14 protein-coding genes and 1 riboswitch are annotated in these 22,578 nt (G+C 73.7%); of the genes, 8 read left to right on the top strand and 6 right to left on the bottom strand.

Going from position 1 to position 22,578, the window contains the following annotated elements:
* The first annotated feature begins 1 nt into the window (after position 1).
* The 5 genes from ACZ4WZ_RS19625 (at position 2) to ACZ4WZ_RS19605 (ending at position 8,158) form a co-directional block, all read left to right on the top strand.
* Complete coding sequence (locus tag ACZ4WZ_RS19625; RefSeq protein ID WP_467891933.1) at positions 2-2,404, top strand: xanthine dehydrogenase family protein molybdopterin-binding subunit; 2,403 nt, start codon at positions 2-4, stop codon at positions 2,402-2,404.
* Positions 2,405-2,733: 329 nt separating this feature from the next.
* A complete protein-coding gene (locus ACZ4WZ_RS19620; protein ID WP_467891931.1) occupies positions 2,734-4,194 on the top strand; it encodes an NCS2 family permease in 1,461 nt (486 codons plus the stop codon).
* Between the two features lie 88 nt (positions 4,195-4,282).
* Positions 4,283-5,434, top strand: a complete 1,152-nt coding sequence (locus ACZ4WZ_RS19615) for an XdhC family protein (RefSeq protein WP_467891929.1) — start codon at positions 4,283-4,285, stop codon at positions 5,432-5,434.
* 114 nt (positions 5,435-5,548) lie between these two features.
* On the top strand, positions 5,549-6,817 hold the full coding sequence (locus ACZ4WZ_RS19610) for a YncE family protein (RefSeq protein WP_467891927.1): 1,269 nt from the start codon (positions 5,549-5,551) through the stop codon (positions 6,815-6,817).
* A 105-nt stretch (positions 6,818-6,922) separates the two neighbouring features.
* Positions 6,923-8,158 (top strand): GNAT family N-acetyltransferase, encoded by a 1,236-nt coding sequence (locus tag ACZ4WZ_RS19605; protein WP_467891926.1) that lies wholly within the window; start codon positions 6,923-6,925, stop codon positions 8,156-8,158.
* Positions 8,159-8,231: 73 nt separating this feature from the next.
* Here the strand turns inward: ACZ4WZ_RS19605 and ACZ4WZ_RS19600 are convergent, their stop codons facing one another.
* Both ACZ4WZ_RS19600 and cobN read right to left on the bottom strand, forming a co-directional pair.
* Positions 8,232-10,457, bottom strand: coding sequence for a terpene synthase family protein (locus ACZ4WZ_RS19600; protein ID WP_467891924.1), 2,226 nt, complete (start codon positions 10,455-10,457; stop codon positions 8,232-8,234).
* A 267-nt stretch (positions 10,458-10,724) separates the two neighbouring features.
* Complete coding sequence (gene cobN, locus ACZ4WZ_RS19595) at positions 10,725-14,345, bottom strand: cobaltochelatase subunit CobN (protein WP_467891922.1); 3,621 nt, start codon at positions 14,343-14,345, stop codon at positions 10,725-10,727.
* Between the two features lie 53 nt (positions 14,346-14,398).
* A riboswitch (cobalamin riboswitch) is annotated at positions 14,399-14,498 on the bottom strand.
* A gap of 211 nt (positions 14,499-14,709) precedes the next feature.
* On the opposite strand from cobN, the gene ACZ4WZ_RS19590 reads away from it, so the two are divergent.
* Genes ACZ4WZ_RS19590 through ACZ4WZ_RS19580 form a run of 3 tightly spaced genes read left to right on the top strand, consistent with a single transcriptional unit; the run spans position 14,710 to position 18,243 of the window.
* On the top strand, positions 14,710-16,068 hold the full coding sequence (locus ACZ4WZ_RS19590; RefSeq protein ID WP_467892093.1) for a cobalamin biosynthesis protein CobG: 1,359 nt from the start codon (positions 14,710-14,712) through the stop codon (positions 16,066-16,068).
* A gap of 4 nt (positions 16,069-16,072) precedes the next feature.
* Positions 16,073-16,720: a precorrin-8X methylmutase gene (locus ACZ4WZ_RS19585; RefSeq protein ID WP_467891919.1), complete on the top strand. Its 648-nt coding sequence runs from the start codon at positions 16,073-16,075 to the stop codon at positions 16,718-16,720.
* A complete protein-coding gene (locus ACZ4WZ_RS19580; RefSeq protein ID WP_467891917.1) occupies positions 16,717-18,243 on the top strand; it encodes a precorrin-2 C(20)-methyltransferase in 1,527 nt (508 codons plus the stop codon). Before ACZ4WZ_RS19585 ends, ACZ4WZ_RS19580 begins: the two co-directional genes overlap by 4 nt.
* Positions 18,244-18,353: 110 nt before the next feature.
* Here the strand turns inward: ACZ4WZ_RS19580 and ACZ4WZ_RS19575 are convergent, their stop codons facing one another.
* Genes ACZ4WZ_RS19575 through ACZ4WZ_RS19560 form a run of 4 tightly spaced genes read right to left on the bottom strand, consistent with a single transcriptional unit; the run spans position 18,354 to position 22,483 of the window.
* A complete protein-coding gene (locus ACZ4WZ_RS19575; RefSeq protein WP_467891915.1) occupies positions 18,354-19,112 on the bottom strand; it encodes a cobalt-precorrin-6A reductase in 759 nt (252 codons plus the stop codon).
* A complete protein-coding gene (gene cobM, locus ACZ4WZ_RS19570) occupies positions 19,102-19,851 on the bottom strand; it encodes a precorrin-4 C(11)-methyltransferase (protein ID WP_467891912.1) in 750 nt (249 codons plus the stop codon). Before cobM ends, ACZ4WZ_RS19575 begins: the two co-directional genes overlap by 11 nt.
* Positions 19,848-21,266 (bottom strand): precorrin-6y C5,15-methyltransferase (decarboxylating) subunit CbiE, encoded by a 1,419-nt coding sequence (cbiE, locus tag ACZ4WZ_RS19565; RefSeq protein WP_467891910.1) that lies wholly within the window; start codon positions 21,264-21,266, stop codon positions 19,848-19,850. Before cbiE ends, cobM begins: the two co-directional genes overlap by 4 nt.
* A complete protein-coding gene (locus tag ACZ4WZ_RS19560; protein WP_467891908.1) occupies positions 21,263-22,483 on the bottom strand; it encodes an MFS transporter in 1,221 nt (406 codons plus the stop codon). The genes cbiE and ACZ4WZ_RS19560 overlap by 4 nt, the downstream gene beginning before the upstream one ends.
* Positions 22,484-22,578 lie beyond the last annotated feature (95 nt).

Genomic DNA, 22,578 nt, shown 5'->3' with positions numbered 1-22,578 from the left:
CATGGCCAACACCCGCACCACTCCCTCCGGTACGCCGACGAACGTCACCCAGAAGCACAACAAGGGCGGCATCGGCGAGTCCACGCTGCGCCCCGACGGCACGCTCAAGGTCACCGGCGAGTTCGCGTACTCCTCGGACATGTGGCACGAGGACATGCTGTGGGGCCAGACCCTGCGCAGCACCGTCGCCCACGCCGAGATCGCGTCCATCGACATCTCCGAGGCGCTCGCCACCCCCGGCGTGTACTCCGTGCTCACGTACGCGGACCTGCCGGCCGAGATGAAGAACTACGGCCTCGAGATCCAGGACACCCCGGTCCTCGCCAACGGCCGGGTACGTCACCACGGTGAGCCGGTCGCCCTCGTGGCCGCCGACCACCCGGAGACCGCCCGCCGCGCCGCGGCCAAGATCAAGATCGACTACCGGGAGCTGCCGCTCGTCACCGACGAGGCCTCCGCCCTCGCCGCCGACGCGCCGCTGATCCACGAGGGCCGCGACGACCACCACGCCGGGCACGTCCCGCACCCGAACATCGTGCACCGCCAGCCGATCATCCGCGGCAACGTGGAAGAGGCCCGCAAGCGCGCCGACGTCATCGTCGAGGGCGAGTACACCTTCGGCATGCAGGACCAGGCCTTCCTCGGCCCGGAGTCCGGTCTCGCCGTGCCGTCCGAGGACGGCGGCGTCGACCTGTACGTCGCCACCCAGTGGCTGCACTCGGACCTCAAGCAGATCGCCCCCGTCCTCGGCCTGCCCGAGGAGAAGGTGCGCATGACGCTCTCCGGCGTCGGCGGTGCCTTCGGCGGCCGCGAGGACATCTCGATGCAGATCCACGCCTGCCTGCTGGCCCTCGCGACCAACAAGCCGGTCAAGATGGTCTACAACCGCTTCGAGTCCTTCTTCGGCCACGTGCACCGCCACCCGGCGAAGCTGTACTACGAGCACGGCGCCACCAAGGACGGCAAGATCACGCACATGAAGTGCAAGATCGTGCTCGACGGCGGTGCCTACGCGTCGGCTTCCCCGGCCGTCGTCGGCAACGCGTCCTCCCTCTCGGTGGGCCCGTACGTCATCGACGACGTGGACATCGAGGCGATCGCGCTCTACACGAACAACCCGCCCTGCGGCGCGATGCGCGGCTTCGGCGCCGTCCAGGCCTGCTTCGCGTACGAGGCCCAGATGGACAAGCTCGCGGCGAAGCTGGGCATGGACCCGGTCGAGTTCCGCCAGCTCAACGCCATGGAGCAGGGCACGATCATGCCCACCGGCCAGGTCGTGGACTCCCCGGCCCCGGTCGCCGAACTGCTGCGCCGGGTCAAGGCCCGCCCGCTGCCGCCGGAGCGCCAGTGGGAGAGCGCCGGCGAGGGCGCGGACGTCCGCGCGCTGCCGGGCGGCCTGTCCAACACCACGCACGGCGAGGGCGTCGTCCGCGGCGTCGGGTACGCGGTCGGCATCAAGAACGTCGGCTTCTCCGAGGGCTTCGACGACTACTCGACCGCCCGGGTGCGCCTGGAGGTCATCAACGGCGAGCCCGTCGCGATGGTGCACACGGCCATGGCGGAGGTCGGCCAGGGCGGTGTCACCGTCCACGCGCAGATCGCCCGTACGGAGCTGGGCGTCACGCAGGTGACCATCCACCCGGCCGACACGCAGGTCGGCTCCGCCGGTTCCACGTCCGCCTCCCGGCAGACGTACATGACCGGTGGCGCCGTGAAGAACACCTGTGAGGCCGTCCGCGAGGCCGTCCTCGAGATCGGCCGCCGCAAGAACGGCTCCTACCACCCGGCGTGGGCGACCGCCGAGCTGCTCCTGGAGGGCGGCAAGGTCGTCACCGACGGCGGCGAGGTGCTCGCGGACCTGGCGGACGTCCTGGAGGGCGAGGACCCGATCGACCTCGAGCTCGAGTTCCGTCACCGCCCGACCGTCCCCTTCGACCTGGTCACCGGCCAGGGCGACGGCCACGTCCAGTACACCTTCGCCGCGCACCGCGCGGTCGTCGAGGTGGACACCGAGCTCGGCCTCGTCAAGGTCGTCGAGCTGGCGACCGCCCAGGACGTGGGCAAGGCGCTGAACATGCTCTCCGTGGTCGGCCAGATCCAGGGTGGCACCACCCAGGGTCTCGGCGTGGCGGTCATGGAGGAGATCATCGTGGACCCGAAGACCGCGAAGGTGCGCAACCCCTCCTTCACGGACTACCTGATCCCGACCATCCTGGACACCCCGACCATCCCGGTCGACGTCCTGGAGCTGGCCGACCCGAACGCGCCGTACGGCCTTCGCGGTCTCGGCGAGGCCCCGACCCTCTCGTCCACCCCGGCCGTCCTCGCGGCGATCCGGCAGGCGACGGGCCTGGAGCTCAACAAGACGCCGATCCGTCCGGAAGCCCTCACCGGCACCCTCTAGGACGGCGTGGTCCGGGGGCCGGAGGGCCCCCGGACCGTCACACCCCGGACTTCCGGGCGGCGCGGTTCGGGAACGTCACACTTCACGCCGCGCCGCCCGGAGCACCACGCACCAGTACCGCACCGCTCGCGGTCCGCGTCACCCCGCAGAACCCCTGCGAAACCCCCACGTAGTACCAGCGGTCACCCCGCACTACCCGCAGTACACGCAGTGCACATTTCGCGTCGCCTCGGGCCGTCACCCCGGGTCGTGCAGCCAACGCAGTTTCCCAAATCCCGCGTCTCCAATCTTTATGCGGGTGCCCCTTTGAACCTTGGGAGTTAGGCACCATGACCCAGTCGTCTGTGGAGCCCAAGACCACCGCGGAAGAGGCCGGCGACGGCTCTCTGAACCCCGCGGGGCGTTCTTGGCTCGACCGTTACTTTCACATCACCCATAGAGGGTCCAGCGTCGGCAATGAAATTCGTGGCGGTATCACGACTTTCATGGCCATGGCGTACATCCTCCTGCTCAACCCGCTGATCCTCTCCGGCAAGGACGCCGCCGGCGACACGATGAGCCAGAAGGCGCTGATCACGGCCACCGCCTTCGCCGCGGCCCTGACCACCCTGCTCATGGGCTTCGTCGGCAAGGTCCCGCTGGCGCTGGCCGCCGGCCTGTCCGTCTCCGGCGTCCTGGCCTCGCAGGTGGCCCCGCAGATGACGTGGCCGCAGGCCATGGGCATGTGCGTGATGTACGGCGTCGTGATCTGTCTCCTGGTCGTCACCGGCCTCCGCGAGATGATCATGAACGCTATCCCCCTCGCGCTCAAGCACGCCATCACCATGGGCATCGGCATGTTCGTCGCCCTGATCGGCCTCGTGAAGGCGGGCTTCGTGCACGCCTCCGAGGTCGGCGGTCCCGTCACCCTGGGTCCCGCCGGCGAGCTCGCCGGCTGGCCCGTCCTGCTCTTCTGCCTCACGCTGCTGGCCATCTTCATGCTCCAGGCCCGCCGGGTCCCCGGTGCGATCCTGATCGGCATCATCGGCGGCACCGTCCTGGCGGTCGTCCTCAACGCCGTGGCGGACATCGACGCCAAGGCCTGGCGCAGCGGCCCGCCGGCGCTCAACGGCTCCGCGGTCTCCATGCCCGACTTCTCGCTCTTCGGCGAGGTCGAGTTCGGCGGCTGGGGCGACGTCGGCGTCATGACGATCGGCATGATCGTCTTCACCCTGGTGCTCGCCGGCTTCTTCGACGCGATGGCCACCATCATCGGCGTCGGCACCGAGGCCAAGCTCGCCGACGACAAGGGCCGCATGCCGGGCCTGTCCAAGGCGCTCTTCATCGACGGCGCCGGTGGCGCCATCGGTGGCGTCACGGGCGGCTCCGGCCAGACCGTGTTCGTCGAGTCCGCGACCGGCGTCGGCGAGGGTGCCCGCACAGGTTTCGCCTCCGTCATCACCGGCCTCTTCTTCGCCGCCTGCCTCTTCTTCACCCCGATCACGCAGATCGTCCCCGGTGAGGTCGCGTCCGCCGCCCTGGTGGTCATCGGCGCGATGATGATGCAGAACGCCCGCCACGTGGACTGGTCCGACAGCGCGACCGCGATCCCGGTCTTCCTGACCGTCGTGATCATGCCGTTCACCTACCAGATCACCGCCGGCGTCGCCGCGGGCGTCATCTCCTACACCGCCATCAAGGTCGCTCAGGGCAAGGCCCGTGAGATCGGCGGCTTCATGTGGGCGCTGACCGGTGTCTTCCTGGTCTTCTACGCGCTCCACCCGATCGAGGGCTGGCTCGGAGTCAGCTGACCCGGGGCGGCTGGGGCCGCCCTCCAGCGGCCCGCACCCTCCACGCACCCGATACTGGAATCCGACACCCTCTCCGAGGAGGCCGCACATGCTGGACATCGCCGAAGAACTGAACCGGTGGGTCGAGCAGGGACGGGACTTCGCCGTCGCCACCGTGGTGGCGGTCGGCGGGAGCGCCCCCCGGCAGCCCGGGGCCGCGCTCGCCGTCGACAGCGAGGGCACGGCCATCGGATCGGTTTCCGGCGGATGTGTGGAGGGCGCGGTGTACGAGCTGTGCCGGCAGGCGATCGAAGACGGCGAGACCGTCGGGGAGCGCTTCGGCTACAGCGACGACGATGCCTTCGCCGTGGGCCTGACCTGCGGCGGAGTCATCGACATCCTGGTGACCCCGGTCCCGGTGGGATCCCCCTTGCGGGAGGTGCTGGCCGGCGGGCTGCGCGCCGCGGCCCGGGGCGAGGCGTCCGCGCTGGCCCGGATCGCCGAAGGCCCGGCCGAGCTGATGGGGCGCGCCCTGGTGGTCGGCCCCGACGGCTCCTTCGAGGGCGGCTTCGGCGGCCACCCCGAGCTGGACCGCACCCTCGCCGAAGAGGCCCGCGCCATGCTGGACGCCGGCAGGACCGGCGTCCTGGAGATCGGCGCCGACGGCCGGCTCTGCGGAGAGCCGCTCAAGGTCCTGGTCGAGTCCAGCGTCCCGCCCCCGCGGATGATCGTCTTCGGTGCCATCGACTTCGCCTCCGCCCTGGTGCGGATCGGCAAGTTCCTCGGCTACCACGTGACGCTGTGCGACGCCCGGCCCGTCTTCGCCACGAAGAAGCGTTTCCCCGAGGCCGACGAGATCGTGGTCGACTGGCCGCACCGCTACCTGGAGAGCGCCCAGGTGGACGGCCGGACCGTGCTCTGCGTCCTCACCCACGACGCCAAGTTCGACGTACCGCTCCTCGAACTGGCCCTCCGGCTCCCCGTCGCCTACGTCGGCGCCATGGGCTCCCGCCGTACCCACGAGGACCGCAACAAGCGGCTGCGCGAGGTCGGCGTGACCGAGCTCGAACTGGCCCGGCTGCGCTCCCCGATCGGCCTGGACCTGGGTGCCCGCACACCAGAGGAGACCGCGCTGTCCATCGCCGCCGAGATCGTCGCGAACCGCCGCGGCGGCAGCGGCGCGGCCCTCGCCGGCGCGCACATCCCGATCCACCACGACAGCTCGGACGCGGTGGCCGGCAGGATCGGCTCGGTCGCCTGAAGGGGCGGCCCTCCGGCGCGACAGAAGGCGCGGCCCCGCGGGGGTTGCGCCTTCTTGCCGTCCCGCCTATTTTACCGGCCGGTAACAGCGCTTCCCCGTATCGGAGTTGAGCGGATGTCCCGGACCGGCCGTACCCCTGCACGCACCCTGCGCCTGATCGGCGCCGCCCTGGCGATGGCAGGCCTCGCGGCCGTCCCCGCCCCCGCCTCCCAGGCCGCGACGCCCCCGGCCGCGGGCCTGCGCGAGGTGCTCTTCGTCGGCAACAACTGGGAGGGCACCGCCGACGTCCTCGCCTCCACCGGCGACCTCGCCCGCGTGGGCCGGATCAACGTCGTCCCCGACAAGGAGGAACGGCTCCGCGAGATCTACCTCAACCCCGTCAGGCTCGGCTTCTTCCTCGGGATCCGCGCCACGGCCGGGGAGGGCCACGACCAGTTCGTGGACGACATGTACACCACCCCCGACGGCTCCGCCGTCGTGGTCTCCCGCCCCAGCTTCGCCGACGTCGTCTCCATCGACGTGCGCTCCGGACGGATCAACTGGCGCTTCCCGGTGGCCGGGTACCGCTCCGACCACATGGCCGTCTCGCCCGACGGGACCCGCGTCGCCGTCTCCGCCTCCACCGCGAACACCGTCCACGTCCTGGACATCGCCACCGGCCGGGAAGCCGGATCCTTCACCACCGGCGACAAGCCCCACGAGAACGTCTTCACCGAGGGCGGCCGCTACCTCTGGAACAGCGCCATCGGCGACGTCACCTCCGCCCTCGACGCACCCTGGCTGGACTGGACCAAGGGCGACCGGAAGATCACCGTCGTCGACACCCAGACCTTCCGCACCGTCCGCGTCATCGACATGCGCGAACGCCTCGACGCCTTCGGCCGCAAGGACCTCTCCGACGCCGTACGGCCGGTCTCCCTCAGCCCCGACGAGTCGAAGCTCTACTTCCAGGTCTCCTTCTTCAACGGATTCCTCGAGTACGACGTGGCCTCCGACCGGATCACCCGCGTCAAGACCCTCCCGGAGAACCCCGCCACCACCACCGACCGCACCAAGTGGGTCAACGACTCCCGCCACCACGGCATGTCCATGAGCCCCGACGGCAGCAGGCTCTGCGTCGCGGGCACCATGGACGACTACGCCACCGTCGTCGACCGCGCCACCCTCGCCGAGGGACCGCTCGTCCCCGCCGCCAAGCCCTACTGGGCCACCGTCAACGGCGACGGCACCGCCTGCGTCATCTCCGAGAGCGGCGCCGACCAGGTCACCGCCATCGACTTCGCCACCGGGGCCAAGCGGGTCTCCGTCCCCGTCGGCGACCACCCCCAGCGGATCCGAATCGGCCACGTCCCCGCAGGCTGGACCGGCCCCGAGACCCGCTGACGGCAAGCCCCCGAACCGGCCGGACCCGGCACCGGGACCGGCCGGACGGGCAGATCCGGCCATTATGGTGTGAGCAGTCCGCGATGACCGATTAGTCTCCCGATCATGGTGGACATCCGCGAGGTACCCGAGGCCGACATCGACCGCGCCCAGGAGCTCGCCTACCTGGTCTTCCACGACCGGCCCGAACCGGAGGCACGCCAGCGGCACCGCTCCCTGCTCACCCGCTGCCGACGGCTCGGCGCCTACGACGGCGACGCACTGGTCGGGTTCATGGCGGCCCACCCCTTCCGCCTCTCCGTGCCGGGCGGCACCGACCTCGCCTGCCCCGGCCTCACCTTCGTCTCCGTCGCCCCCACCCACCGCCGCCGGGGCGTCCTCACCGCGCTCATGGACGAACAGCTGCGCCGCGCGGCCGCCGAGGGCAGCCCGCTCGTCGCCCTGTGGGCCTCCGAGGCCGCCATCTACGGCCGCTTCGGCTACGGCTCCGCCACCCAGGGCGTCACCATCGAGATCGACTCCACCCGGCCGCTCGCCCTGCGCATCGACCCCGATCCGCGCCCGCTGCGGCTGGTGGACCCGGACGAGGCCCTCACCGCCATCGCGCCGTTCCACGAGGCCGCCCGCCGGACCCGGGCCGGACGGCCGACCCGGAGCGCGCGGCGCTGGGCCGACGAGTGGCTCTGCGAACAGGACGAGGAGGACGAGGAGCTGAGCCCGCCCAGGATCATCGCCGTCGGGGAACCGGGGGAACCGGTGGCGGGCTACGTCCTCTACCGCACCAAGCACGAGGACGACGGCGCACCCGCCCGCAGCCCGGGCCTGGTCCGCGTCGACGAACTCGAGGCCGCCACCCCGGCGGTCGCCGCCGCGCTGTGGCAGTGCCTGGCCTCCCTCGACCTGACCGGGAGGGTGTCCGCGTGGGGCCGCCCCCTCGACGACCCGCTGCTGCACTTCGCCGCCGACCGGGACCAGGTCCGGGTCACCGCCCAGTACCCGGCGCTGTGGCTGCGGCTGGTCGACGTACGGGCGGCGCTGACCGGGCGGTCGTGGGCCGCGCCCGTGGAACTCGTACTGGAACTGTCCGACACCCGGCTGCCCGCGAACGCCGGGCGGTTCCGGCTCAAGGTTGGGTCGGGCGGGGCGACGTACGAGACGGCCCGCGCGGCCCCCGATCTCACCCTGGACGTACGGGAGCTGGCCGCCTGCTACCTGGGCGGGACCCGCCTCGGGGAGCTGGTGGCGGCCGGGCTGGTGGCCGAGCACACTCCCGGCGCGGCGGCGGCCCTGGACGCGGCCCTGTACCCGGGGCGGCTGCCGCACACGTCCGACGAGTTCTGACGGCCGAGGGAGGCGGGCCGGTGCGGGCGGCCGGCGAGTGCGGGGGCGGGCGAGCGGACCGCCCCCGCGGCCTTCAGGATCGGGCGGCCGGGCCGATCCGCGCCGCCGACATGCCGAAGCCGCCGGCGAGGATGCCGGTGGACAGGGCGTCGCCCGGCCGGTGCAGGTTCTCCTCGCGGTAACGGCTCGTCATCCGGTGCCAGTGCAGGATCCCGGCGAGCCAGTCCTGGAGCTCGCCGACGTACGCGTCGAGCCCGGCGCGGGCGTCGGCGTCCAGCTGCCAGTCGTCGTAGAGCACGGGCAGCTGGTTCTCGACGATGTGCTGGAACTCCTCGGTGCGCTGCGTCATCAGGGAGTGGCAGATGTGCAGGGCTTCGGGGTACCCGATGTCGAAGAAGTTCCGGGTGACGAGGACGTGGTTGTGCACCTCTCCCTCGAACTCCACCTCCTTCTGGTAGGAGAAGATGTCGTTGACGAGGGCGCCGGCGTCGGCCGCCGCGTTCTCCAGCGACCGGATGGTCCCCGAGCGGTAGATCTCGTCGGGGATGCCCCGGCCGTCCTGGCCGAGCCGGCACATGTACATCGTCAGCTGGGCGCCGAAGGTGTGCCGGCGCATCTCGGCGTAGTCCACCGGATCAGGGATGCGGTGGTGGAACTGGTTCTCCACCTCCCACACCCAGCTGTCCAGCATGCTCACCATCGTCGCCCGGAACTCGGCTCGGGCGGCCGGGGTCATGCCCCGGCAGGTGCGCAGCCACAGGTCGGCGAGTGAACGTTCCATCGCGATGACCGGCACCGGCGCCGTTTCGCCGGGGTCCAGCGGCATCATGGCGACCAGCCGCGCGGTGGCCGCCTTCGCGGCGGCGATGTTCCCGGTCTGCCCGAACACCAGCGGGTAGTAGTCGTCCCCGTACGTCCCCCAGGCCAGCCAGGACGCGTTGAGCAGGAGCGCCTCCCGGGTGGCGTCCGGGTCGATGCCGGCCGAGCAGAGGGCGAAGTCGAAGCCGCGCATCTTCCGTTCGTCCCAGATCGCCGAGCCCGGGTCCCCGGGCTGGGGGTCCAGCATCCCCATCCGCCGGCACCATCGCACCAGCCCCTCGCGGGCGTGGTCCAGGTGCGGGCTGAGGGACAGCGCGTAGGGCATGTGGATGTCCGGGATGACGGACGGGCCGGTCTTCTCGAAGGGGACGTGGCTGAAGGACCGGCGGCGCAGTTCCATCGAGCGCCGGGTGAAGACCGAGCCCAGGTCGAAGGCGCTGGTGCCGAGCCCGGCGGGGAGGAAGGGCAGGGTCAGCCGGCCGGTGGCCCGGGCGCCTTCGTTCATGTAGCGGCTGGAGGCCATGTGCCATTCGTGGCCGCCGGACTGCCAGTCCTGGAGGCCCTTGGTGTAGGCCAGTACGGCCGCCGTCTCGGCCGGGGTCAGGGCGTGTTCGGCGAAGAGGCGGGGGAGTTCGGTGAGCGCGGTCTGCTCGAACTGCTGGAGACGGGAGGTGATCAGGTCGTTGGAGAGGTCGGCGGCCTCCTGGGTGGTGCAGCCGAGGAAGGTCTCCAGCACCAGGACGGCATTGGAGAGTTCGCCCTCGTCCTCGACCTCGCGCTGGTAGGAGAAGAGGTCGTTCCTGATGTGCACGGCGTCGGAGAAGGCGTCGCGCAGGACGCCCAGGGGCCGTGAGTGCGCCACGCGCGCGGGGACTTCGGCCGACACGTACTCGACCAGCCCGGCCGACCAGGGCGCGCCGCCGACCTTGCGGCGCATCTCGATGTACTCGAGGGGGTTCGCGATCCGCCCGAGGTTGATGTTCGCGAGCTCCCACATGGACTCGTCGAGCAGGTTCTTGGTGGAGAGGGAGAACCGTTCCCGCCAGTCGGCCGACATGGCGGGGACCGTACGGGCCCACAGGTCGGCGAGCCCCGCCTCGACGGGGTTGGTGGCCTCGGGGAAACCTTCCGCCAGGTCCATCGGCATGAAGGCGGCCAGCCGGTCGAGGTAGGCCTTGGCGCCGGCCCGGTCCTGGGAACGCTTGAACATCTCCAGGAAGTGGTCGTCGAAGAAGAACACCCACACGTACCAGTCGGTGACCAGGGACAGGGCGTCGCCGTCGCAGTCGGGGTGGGTGTACGAGCAGAGCAGCGCGTAGTCGTGCGAGTCCAGGTCCGACTCCTCCCAGACGCCGGAGCCCTCCAGCATTCCGAGGGCACGTGCCCATCGTTTGCTGTGGGCCCTCGCGCTCTCCAGGTGGGGGTTCAGGCGTGCCGGGTAGGGCACGTAGAACTCCGGCAGTTGAAACGGCTGCGTCACGGGCGGGCCGGCCTTTCCTCACTGGATGCGGGACCGGCGCTCCGGCCCCCGCACGAGATCAGCACCGCCCCGCCCCCGGCGTCGCCCGGATGCGCCGGAGTTCACCGCTTCAGGTGACGGCGGGGCCGTTCCGCGGCGCGTGGGCCTGCCGGGGGCCTGCGGGCTGGCGGCGGCCCGCGTGAACCAGACCGCCCGGGCCTGACGGGCGGCGGACGCACGACGGCCCGGCCTCCGCGGGAGGCCGGGCCGTCCGCGCACGGGCGGCGGTCAGTCGGACGCGCCCTCGAGGTCGCCCTCCGTGTCGAGGTAGACCTGGCGCAGGGCTTCGAGGACCTGCGGGTCCGGCTTCTCCCACATGCCGCGGGACTCCGCCTCCAGGAGGCGTTCCGCGATGCCGTGGAGGGCCCAGGGGTTGGCCTGCTCCAGGAAGGCGCGGTTCTCCGGGTCCAGGACGTACGTCTCCGTGAGCTTGTCGTACATCCAGTCCGCCACCACGCCCGTCGTGGCGTCGTAGCCGAAGAGGTAGTCGACCGTCGCCGCCAGTTCGAAGGCGCCCTTGTAGCCGTGGCGGCGCATCGCCTCGATCCACTTGGGGTTCACGACGCGGGCCCGGAAGACGCGCGAGGTCTCCTCGACGAGCGTGCGGGTCTTGACCGTTTCCGGGCGGGTGGAGTCGCCGATGTACGCCTCGGGAGCCGTGCCGCGCAGGGCGCGGACGGTGGCCACCATGCCGCCGTGGTACTGGAAGTAGTCGTCGGAGTCCGCGATGTCGTGCTCGCGGGTGTCGGTGTTCTTGGCGGCCACCGTGATCCGCTTGTACGCCGTCTCCATCTCGGTGCGGGCCGGGCGGCCCTCCAGGCCGCGGCCGTACGCGTAGCCGCCCCAGACCGTGTAGACCTCCGCCAGGTCGGCGTCCGTACGCCAGTCCCGGGAGTCGATCAGCTGGAGGATGCCGGCCCCGTACGTGCCCGGGCGCGAGCCGAAGATGCGGGTGGTGGCCTTGCGTTCGTCACCGTGGGCGGCGAGGTCGGCCTGGGCGTGGGCCCGGATGAAGTTGTCCGAGGCCGGCTCGTCCAGGGAGGCCGCCAGCCGGACCGCGTCGTCCAGGAGGCCGATGACGTGCGGGAACGCGTCGCGGAAGAAGCCCGAGATGCGCAGCGTCACGTCGATGCGGGGGCGGCCCAGCTCCGCGAGGGGGATCGCCTCGACGCCGGTGACGCGGCGCGAGGCCTCGTCCCAGACGGGGCGGACGCCGAGGAGGGCGAGGGCCTCGGCCACGTCGTCGCCCGCCGTGCGCATCGCGCTCGTGCCCCACAGCGACAGGCCGACCGAGGCCGGCCACTCCTCGTCGTGGTCGGTGCGGTAGCGGGTCAGCAGGGAGTCCGCGAGGGCCTGGCCCGTCTCCCACGCCAGGCGGGACGGGACGGCCTTGGGGTCGACCGAGTAGAAGTTGCGGCCGGTCGGGAGGACGTTGACCAGGCCGCGGAGCGGCGACCCCGACGGGCCCGCCGGGACGAAGCCGCCGTCCAGGGCCCGCACGACGTGGGCGATCTCGTCGGTGGTGCCGGCCAGGCGGGGGACCACCTCGTGCGCGGCGAAGGCGAGGATGTCCGCGACGGCCCGCGGGTGGCCCGCCGCGACGGTGGCGACCGCGTCGGGGGACCAGCCGGCGTCCTCCATGGCCTGGACCAGCGTGCGGGCGGTTTCCTCGACCTCGTCCGCCGCCGTGCGGGTGGCCGCCGACTCGTCGAGGCCGAGGGCCTCGCGCAGCCCCGGCAGGGCGGAGGCGCCGCCCCAGATCTGGCGGGCGCGGAGGATGGACAGGACCAGGTTGACCCGGGCCGGCCCCGTCGGGGCGCCGCCGAGGACGTGCAGGCCGTCGCGGATCTGGGCGTCCTTGACCTCGCACAGCCAGCCGTCGACGTGCAGCAGGAAGTCGTCGAAGCCGTCGTCGTCCGGGCGCTCGTCGAGGCCCAGGTCGTGGTCGAGCTTCGCGGCCTGGATCAGCGTCCAGATCTGGGCGCGGATCGCCGGGAGCTTGGACGGGTCCATGGAGCTGATCTGGGCGTACTCGTCCAGGTGCTGCTCCAGGCGCGCGATGTCGCCGTACGACTCCGCGCGGGCCATCGGCGGCACGAGGTGGTCGACCAGGGTGGCGTGCACGCGGCGCTTGGCCTGCGTGCCCTCGCCCGGGTCGTTCACCAGGAACGGGTAGACGAGCGGGAGGTCGCCGAGCGCCGCGTCCGGCGCGCAGGACGCGGAGAGGCCGGCGTTCTTGCCCGGCAGCCACTCCAGGTTGCCGTGCTTGCCCAGGTGGATCATCGCGTCGGCGCCGAAGCCGCCGTCCTCGGCGGCCGCCTGGATCCAGCGGTACGCCGCCAGATAGTGGTGCGAGGGCGGCAGGTCCGGGTCGTGGTAGATCGCGATCGGGTTCTCGCCGAAGCCGCGCGGCGGCTGGATGAGGATCAGCAGGTTCCCGCGGCGGAGCGCGGCGAGGACGATGTCGCCGTCCGGGTTCGAGGAGCGGTCCACGAACATGTTGCCGGGGGCCTCGCCCCAGTGCTCCTCGACGCTCTCGCGCAGCTCGGCCGGGAGTTCGGCGAACCAGCGCCGGTAGTCGGCCGCCGGGATGCGGACCGGGTTGCGGGCCAGCTGCTCCTCGGTCAGCCAGTCCTGGTCGTGGCCGCCGGCCTCGATCAGGGCCCGGATCAGCTCGTCGCCGTCGCCGGAGACCAGGCCGGGGATCTCCGCCTCGGGGCCGAAGTCGTAGCCGTGGGCGATCAGGGTGCGCAGGAGTTCGACGGCGCTGGCCGGGGTGTCCAGGCCGACCGCGTTGCCGATGCGGGAGTGCTTGGTGGGGTACGCGGACAGGACGAGCGCGATCCTCTTGTCCGCGGGCTCGATGTGGCGCAGCCGGGCGTGGCGGACGGCGATGCCGGCGACGCGGGCGGCCCGCTCCGGGTCGGCGACGTACGCGGGCAGGCCGTCCTCGTCGATCTCCTTGAAGGAGAACGGGACGGTGATCAGACGGCCGTCGAACTCGGGAACGGCGACCTGGGTGGCGGCGTCGAGCGGGGACAGGCCCTCGTCGTTCTCCTCCCAGGTGCCGCGCGAACCGGTCAGGCACAGCGCCTGGAGGATCGGCACACCGAGCCCGGCCAGCGCGCCCGCGTCCCAGGACTCGTCGTCCCCGCCGGCGGAGGCGGTGGCGGGGCGGGTGCCGCCGGCGGCGAGCACGGTGGTGATGATCGCGTCCGCCGGCTCCAGCGCCCGCAGCAGCTCCGGCTCCGGGGAGCGCAGGGAGGAGACGTAGAGGGGGACGGGCTGCCCGCCCTTGGCCTCGATGGCGTCGCAGAGGGCGTGCACGAAGGCGGTGTTGCCGCTCATCTGGTGGGCGCGGTAGTACAGCACCGCGACCCGCGGGCCGGTGGCCGTGCCGGCCGGCCGGTCCAGGGGACCCCAGGTGGGGGAGGCGGCGGCGGGCTCGAAACCGTGACCGGTGAGCAGCACCGTGTCGGAGAGGAAGCGCGCCAGCTGGCCGAGGTTGGCCGGGCCGCCGTGCGCGAGGTAGCGGTGCGCCTCGGCGGCGATGCCGATCGGGACCGTGGAGGCCTCCATCAGCTGGGCGTCGGGGGCCTGTTCGCCGGTCAGCACGACCACCGGGCGGGTCTGGCCGGGCGCGAGGAGCACGTCCAGGCCCTCCTGCCAGGCGCGCAGACCGCCGAGGAGGCGTACGACGACCAGCCCGACGCCGTCGAGCAGTCCGGGGAGATCGTCGAGGGGAAGGCGGGAGGGGTTCGCGAACCGGTACGGCACGGGGCCGCCGGCGACGTTCGCGGCGCGGGCGCTGAGCAGATCGGTGTCGGACGTCGACAGCAGCAGGATCATGCGGCGGCAGGCCTTCCTCGGGGTTTCCGCGCCCCGGGCAGTGAGGACAGCGGGAGTTCCTGACTCACCCGGCCGATCGCTCCGCGGGGTTCACAGTGGCGGGACCGCGCCGGAATCGCACCGGGCTTCCTCCCATGTCGCCGTCCTCGGCGATGACGGGCCGAGCGGCCCGTCGGAAGGTCATCTTAGGCGGCCTTTCCCCTGGCCGGGAGTGGGGGTGGGATCGGGGCCGTCCCGTCGCCGCGGCCCCGCCCCCGGCCCCGCGCCCCGGACGCGGGCGGCGCCGCGTCCCGGCCCGGCGCGGCGGGTGGCGGCCCGGGCCGGGGTGGCGACGGACACAGGCCGGGGGTGCGCAATCGTGGGTATGCTCGCGGCCATGCCCCAGCCCCCCTCCGCCGCGTCGCGGGACGAACCCGTCATACGCGACCGCGGCGACGCCTGCCCCGGCGCGCTGCGGCTGCACGCCGCCGACGACGGCCACCTGGCGCGCGTCCGGATCCCCGGGGGACTGCTCACCGCCGCCCAGGCGTTCGTTCTCGGGGCCGCCGCCGACCGGTTCGGGGACGGGCACCTGGAGCTCACCTCGCGCGGCAACGTCCAGCTGCGCGGCCTCACCGACGACTGCGGCGCCGGGCTCGCGCGGCTGCTGGACGGTGCCGGGCTGCTGCCCGCGCCGAGCCACGAGCGGGTGCGCAACATCGTGGCCTCCCCGATGGGCGGCCCCCGCGTCGCGCACCGGGTCCGGGAACTGGACGGGCTGCTCTGCGCGAGCACCCGGGCGACGGCCCTGTCCGGGCGGTTCCTCTTCGCCGTTGACGACGGGCGCGGGGACGTCGCCGCCCTCGACCCCGATGTCACGGTGCTGGGCGGCGGCGGTGGTTACGGCGGTGACGGCGGCAGCGGTGACGGCGGTGAGCGTGACAGCGGTGACGGCGGTAGCGGTGACGGCGCCGGCGGCCGCCGGGTGCTGGTGCGGCTCGGAGCCGCCGCCGACGCCGTCGGGGTGGCCCCGGCCGACGCGCCCCGGGCGGCGCTGCTGGCCGCCGAGTACTTCCTCGACGCCGCCGACGCCGCCGGCACCCGGGCCTGGCGGGTCGCCGAGCTGCCCGACGGACATGCCCTGGACGGCGGGGAGTTCGCCCTGCGACTGGCCGCCGCCGGAATCGACGCGGCCCGCGTCCCCGAGGTGGCGTGGCCCTACGCCGAACCGCCCCGGCCGCGGGGGCCCGGGGGCGCGCTGTGCGTCCTGCCCCCGCTCGGCCGGCTGAGCTCCGCCCAGTGGCGGATCCTCGCCGAGGTCGCCGAAGCCGGCGGCGGGGAGCTGCGCGTCACCCCGTGGCGCAGTGTCGTCCTGCCGGACGACGCGGGCACCCCCGTCCCCGCCGACGGCTGCGCACGGCTCGAGGCGGCCGGCCTGGTGACCGGCCCCGACAGCCCCTGGCAGTCCGTCACCGCCTGTACCGGAAAGCCCGGGTGCGCCAAGTCCCTGGCGGACGTACGCGCCGACGCGCGTGCCGTCGTAAAGGAAACGGAACCGGCGCCCGCGCTGCCCGTGCACTGGTCCGGCTGCGCCCGCCGGTGCGGCCACCCCCGCGGCACCGCCTGGGTGGACCTGGTCGCCACCCCCGACGGCTACGCGCTCGACGGGCGGCCCACCCCGTACGCACACCTGGCGGCCGCCCTCACGGCCGCACGCACCACCACAACACCCGCATCGCAGTGAAGAAATGAGCGAGTACACCGTGTTTGAGTACGAGAGGGACGGCGCCGCGATCTACCGCCAGTCCTTTGCCACGATCCGCGCCGAGGCGGACCTCTCCGGGCTGCCCGCCTCGGTCGCCCAGGTCGCGGTGCGCATGATTCACGCCTGCGGCATGACCGACCTCCCCCAGGACCTCGGCTACACCGCCGACGTCGTCCTGCGCGCCCGCGCCGCGCTGCACGCCGGCGCGCCGGTCCTGTGCGACGTACAGATGGTCGCCAGCGGAGTCACCCGCAAGCGTCTGCCCGCCGACAACGAGGTCATCTGCACCCTCTCCGACCCGGCCGTGCCCGCGCTCGCCGCGAAGATGGGCACCACGCGCAGCGCCGCCGCGCTCGAGGTCTGGCGGGACCGGGGCCTGTTGGAGAACTCCGTCATCGCCGTCGGCAACGCGCCGACCGCACTCTTCCGGCTGCTCGAGATGATCGAGGAAGGCGCCCCCCGCCCGGCCGCCGTCATCGGCGTGCCGGTCGGTTTCATCGGCGCCGCCGAGTCCAAGGACGCCCTCGCCGCCCACCCCTCGGCCCTCGACCACCTCATCGTGCGCGGCCGGCGCGGCGGCAGCGCCATCGCGGCCGCCGCGGTCAACGCGATCGCGAGCGAGGAAGAATGAGCGACCGTCAGAGCGCGGGGAACGGCGGCGCGGACGTGGCGAAGGGCAAGCTGTACGGTGTCGGCCTCGGCCCCGGCGACCCCTCCCTGATGACGCTGCGGGCCGTCGAGGTCATCGCGGAGGCTGACGTCGTCGCCTACCACAGCGCCCGCCACGGCCGTTCCATCGCCCGTTCCATCGCCGCGAAGCACCTGCGCTCCGACCACGTCGAGGAACCGCTGGTCTACCCGGTCACCACCGAGACCACCGACCACCCCGGCGGCTACCAGGGCGCCATGGAGGAGTTCTACGAGGCCTCCGCCGCCCGCCTCGCCGCGCACCTGGACGCGGGCCGCACCGTCGCCGTGCTCGCGGAGGGCGACCCCCTCTTCTACGGCTCGTACATGCACATGCACAAGCGCCTCGCGGACCGGTACGAGGCCGAGGTGATCCCCGGGGTCACCTCCGTCAGCGCCGCCGCCGCCCGCCTCGGCACCCCGCTCGTGGAGGGCGAGGAGGTGCTGACGATCCTGCCCGGCACCCTGCCCGAGGAGGAGCTCACCGCGCGCCTCGCCGCCACCGACTCGGCGGTCGTGATGAAGCTCGGCCGTACCTTCCCCGCCGTCCGGCGGGCGATGGAGGCCAGCGGCCGGCTCGCCGAGGCCCGTTACGTCGAGCGCGCGACGATGGAGGGGGAGCGGGTCGGGGTCCTGGCGGACACCGACCCGGACAGCGTCCCGTACTTCGCCGTCGCCGTCGTGCCCAGCCGGATCGGGAACCCGGGCAGTGTCCCCGGGGGCCCCGGCGAGGTCACGGTCGTCGGCACCGGCCCCGCCGGGCCGCTGTGGCTGACCCCGCAGACCAGGCGGGCGCTGGCCGACGCGGAGGTGCTCGTCGGGTACACGACCTACCTGGACCGGGTGCCGGTCAGGCCGGGCCAGATCCGGCACGGCTCCGACAACAAGGTGGAGTCCGAGCGGGCCGAGTTCGCCCTCGACCTCGCCCGGCGCGGCAAGCGCGTCGCCGTCGTCTCCGGCGGCGACCCCGGGGTCTTCGCCATGGCCACCGCCGTCCTGGAGGTGGCCGGGCAGGCCGAGTACGCGGACGTGCCCGTACGGGTGCTGCCGGGGGTGACCGCCGCCAACGCGGCCGCCGCCGCGGCCGGCGCCCCCCTCGGCCACGACTACGCGACCATCTCGCTCTCCGACCGGCTCAAGCCGTGGGAGGTCATCGCGGAGCGGCTGCGCGCGGCGGCCGCCGCCGACCTGGTCCTCGCGCTGTACAACCCGGGCTCGCGCAGCCGGACGTGGCAGGTGGCCCAGGCCCGCGAACTGCTGCTGGAGCTGCGCGCGCCGCAGACCCCGGTGGTGGTCGCGCGGGACGTGGGCGGACCGGAGCAGTCGGTGCGGGTCCTGACGCTGGCCGAACTGGAGCCGTCCGAGGTGGACATGCGCACGATCCTGCTGATCGGGTCCTCGCAGACGCAGGTCACGCAGCGGCCCGACGGCTCCCGGGTGACGTGGACGCCGCGCCGCTACCCGTGATCCGGTAGTAGCCGGGCCGCCCGCCGGTGCTTCGGCACCGGCGGCCGGGTCCGGCCCCGGCGGTGGCTCCGGCCTCACGGGCGGGTCCGGCCCCGGCGGCGGGTCCGGCTTCAGCCCTGGCGGAGCCAGTCCATGACCGCCTCCACCGAACCGGCCTGCTCCACGTGCTCCGGGACCGCCGGCCGGCGCACGACCAGCACCGGGATCCCCGCCTCGCGGGCGGCGGTGAGCTTGGGGGACGTCGCGTCGCCGCCGCTGTCCTTGGTGACCAGCAGGTCGATCCGGTGCCGGGCCAGCAGCTCACGCTCATCGGCCAGCCCGAACGGACCCCGCGCCAGCAGTACTTCCAGGCGCGGCGGCACCGGGGCGGCCGGGGGGTCCACCGAACGCACCAGGAACCAGGTGTCGGTGAGGTGCGCGAAGGCGTGCAGCCCCATCCGGCCCGTGGTCAGGAACACCCGCGCACCGAGCGGGGGCAGCACGGCGGCCGCGTCGGCGAGGGAGTCCGCGAACGTCCAGTCGTCCCCCGGCCCCGGCGTCCAGCCCGGACGGCGCAGCGCCAGCAGCGGGACACCCGTGAGCGCCTGCGCCTCGGACGCGTGGAAGCTCATCCGCTCCGCGAACGGGTGCGTCGCGTCGACGACGTGCGTGACGCCGTGCCCGGCGATCCAGCCGGCCAGCCCCGCGACCCCGCCGAAGCCGCCGATCCGGGTCTCGCCCGGCGGCAGCACCGGCGAGGAGACCCGGCCCGCGAGCGAGGTCGTCACCCGGTACGAGGTCTCGCGCGCCAGCGCCTCCGCCAGACGGCGGGCCTCCGTCGTACCGCCCAGGATCAGGACGTGCCGCGCCGGCGCCCGCTCAGCAGACATGCCGGTCGCGCTCGGGCGAGTACAGGTGGCTGTCGCGGAACTGCTCGGCGCCCAGCGTCCGGCCCACCACGATGACGGCGGTGCGCACCAGCCCCGCCGCCTTCACCTGTGCCGCGATGTCGGACAGGGTGCCGCGCAGGATCAGTTCGTCGGGGCGGCTGGCCATCGCCACCACCGCCACCGGGCACTCGGTCCCGTAGTGCGGCAGCAGTTCGTCCACGACCCGGTCCACGTACCGGGTGGCCAGGTGCAGTACCAGCAGCGCACCGCTGCGGCCGAGCGTCGCCAGGTCCTCGCCGGGCGGCATCGGCGTGGCCTGCTGGGCGATCCGGGTCAGGATCACGGTCTGGCCGACGGTGGGGACGGTCAGCTCCCGCTTCAGGGCGGCCGCCGCCGCGGCGAAGGCCGGCACGCCCGGGACGACCTCGTACGGGATGCCGGCCGCGTCGAGGCGCCGCATCTGTTCGGCGACCGCGCTGAAGATGGACGGGTCGCCCGAGTGCAGGCGCGCCACGTCGAGGCCGGCGGCGTGGGCCCGTACGCACTCGGCGATGATCTCGTCCAGGTTCAGCTGGGAGGTGTCGACCAGCCGGGCGTCCGGCGGGCATTCGGCGAGCAGTTCGCGCGGGACCAGGCTGCCCGCGTAGAGGCAGACGGGCGCGGCGGCCAGGGTCCGGGCACCGCGCACCGTGATCAGGTCGGCGGCGCCGGGGCCCGCGCCGATGAAGTACACGGTCATTGCGGATCTCCTTGTGTCTTCGCGGCGGACGGGGCCGTCGTCGAGGGCGCCTTCGGGGCAGGGGTCGCGGGCGGGGCGGTCGTGGGCGGGGCGGTCGTGGGCGGGGGCGTCGCGGGCGGGGGCGTCCCGGGACGGGGCGTCCCGGGCGTCTTCGGGGCGGAGGACGCCCGCTCGCCCGCGGCCGGCTTGGTGACCGACCACTGGGTGACCGGCATCGCCTGCCGCCAGCCCGTGAAACCGCCGACCGGCACGGCGTGCGACACGGCCAGCTTCACCAGCTCGCCGCCGTGGCGCCGGTGGCGTTCGGCGAGGACCGCCTCCGACTCCAGGGTGACCGTGTTGACCACCAGCCGGCCGCCGGGCGCCAGCGCCGCCCAGGCCGCGTCCAGCAGGCCCGGCGCGGTCAGCCCGCCGCCGATGAACACCGCGTCGGGCTCCGGGAGTCCGTCCAGGGCCGCCGGGGCCGCGCCGACGACCACGCGCAGGGCGGGGACGCCGAGCGCGGCGGCGTTGCGGGCGATGCGCCCGGCCCGCTCCGGCACGCGCTCGACCGCCACCGCGCGGCAGGACGGGTGCGTACGCATCCACTCGATGCCGATCGACCCGGAGCCGCCGCCGATGTCCCACAGCAGCTCGCCGGGGGCGGGGGCCAGGGCGCACAGGGTCGCGGCGCGCACGTGGCGCTTGGTCAGCTGGCCGTCGTGCTCGTACGCGGCGTCGGGCAGCCCGGGGGTCGCGCCGAGCCGGGGCACCCGGGCGCCGGGGTCCCGGCGGCAGTCCACGGCGACCACGTTCAGGGGGTCGCCGGGCGCGTGGTCCCAGCCGTCCGCGGTGCCCTCGTACGCGTCCTCGTGCTCGGAGCCGAGCTGTTCGAGGACCCGCATCCGGCTCGGGCCGAAGCCCCGCTCTCGGAGCAGAGCGGCGATCTCGTCCGGGGTCGCCGCTCCGGCGCTGAGCACCAGTACCCGCCGGCCCTCGTGCAGCGCGGCCGCCAGCCGGGCCACCGGGCGGCCGACGACGGTCACCACCTCGGTGTCCTCCACCGGCCAGCCCAGGCGGGCGCAGGCGTACGACACGGACGAGGGGTGCGGGTGGACGCGCAGGGCGTCCGGGCCCAGCTCCTCGGACAGTGCGCGGCCGATCCCGTAGAACATCGGGTCCCCGCTGGCCAGTACGGCGATGCGGTGCCCCGCGTGCTCGGCCATCAGCTTCGGCACGGCCGGCCGCAGCGGGCTCGGCCAGGGGACCCGCAGCCCGGCGCAGTCCGCCCGCGGCAGCAGGTCCAGCTGCCGGGGCCCGCCGATCAGCACCTCGGCCGAGGCCAGCGCGGACCGTGCGCCGGCGGTGAGCCCGGCCCAGCCGTCGGCGCCGAGGCCGACGACCGTCACCGGTACGGGGGGTGCTGCGGAGCTCACTGCGCGGTACCTCGGGGAACGGGAGAAGGGGAATGCGGCGGACGGACCCGCAGCTTAGCGGGGCGCAGGCCCGGCTCCAGTGCCAGGGTGACCGCGACGGACGCGGCCGCCAGCACGGTGATGGCGACCGCCGGCGAGGTGTACTGGGCGACCGCCCCGGCGAGCGCCGCGCATACCCCCTGCATCGTGAGCATCCCCGCCGAGTGCAGCCCGAGGGCCTGCCCCTGGGTCCCTTCGGGCAGCAGCGGCACGAGGCGCTCCTGCATCAGCAGCCCGGCCGCGTAACCGGTGGAGGCCAGGGTCACGGCGGCCGTCGCCACGAGGGGACCGGGCTCCAGGACGAAGACCAGGTACGGGAGCGCGAGCAGCAGGCGCAGCGGCGCCGCCAGCCGGATCCGCAGCCGCTCCGGCAGCCACCGGCCCGCGACGGTGTCGCCGAGGAGCATCCCGGCGGCGGCGCAGCCGAAGAGCAGCCCGGCGTGCGCGGGGTCGTACGGGACGAAGAGCGACTCGCATCCCACGATGAGCCCGTTGGGCACCCAGAGGGCGAGGTACAGCGTCCGGCGGGCCGGATCGGACAGCAACAGCCTGTTGACCCGCCGGGTTTCGGCGGGGGACGGCCTGCCCCCGGCCCGGGGCGCGCGCCGGCGCAGCCCGAAGCGGACCGTGAGCGCGGCGGCCAGCCCGAGCGCCGCCGACACCAGCAGCACCCCGCGCGGGGACAGCGCGCCGAGCAGCACCCCGCCGGCGGCGAAGCCGACGACCTGCGTGACACCGGCGGCGACGGCGAGGAGGGAACGGCCGAGGAGGTAATCGCCGGGCGGCAGGATCTCGGTGAGCAGCCCGTAGCGGACCCCGCCCGCGAGGGAGTCGGCGAGCCCCTGCCCCAGCAGCACCGCGAACACCGCCCACAGCGGCAGGCCGGGAGCGGCGAGCAGCCCGGTCCCGGCGGCGGCGAGGGCGGCGAGCCCCGCGAGCGCGGCCCGCGGGGGCAGCCGGTCGGCGGCGGCCATGAGCAGGGTCGCGCCGAGCACCTGGGCGAGGGAGGGCCCGAACATGGCGAGGGCGGAGAGCAGCGGGCTGCGGGTCCGGCCGTAGACCAGCACCCCGAGGGCGAGCCCGCCGGTGGTGGAGGCCCCGACGCGCAGGGCGGCGGCGAGGAAGAAGGGGATGAACTCGGGCGTACGCACGACGAGGGAGCGGTAGCTGCGTGGCATGCGGGCAGTCTCCGACCGGAACCCGGGATCACCCAGAGTTTCGCCCCGGCGCGAAAGCCCGCCGCGGTGGTCGCGGGTGTTGCCGCTGCCGTTGC

The sequence above is a fragment of the Streptomyces sp. NPDC029122 genome, assembly GCF_055569445.1.
This window is presented reverse-complemented; position numbering and strand designations above follow the sequence as displayed.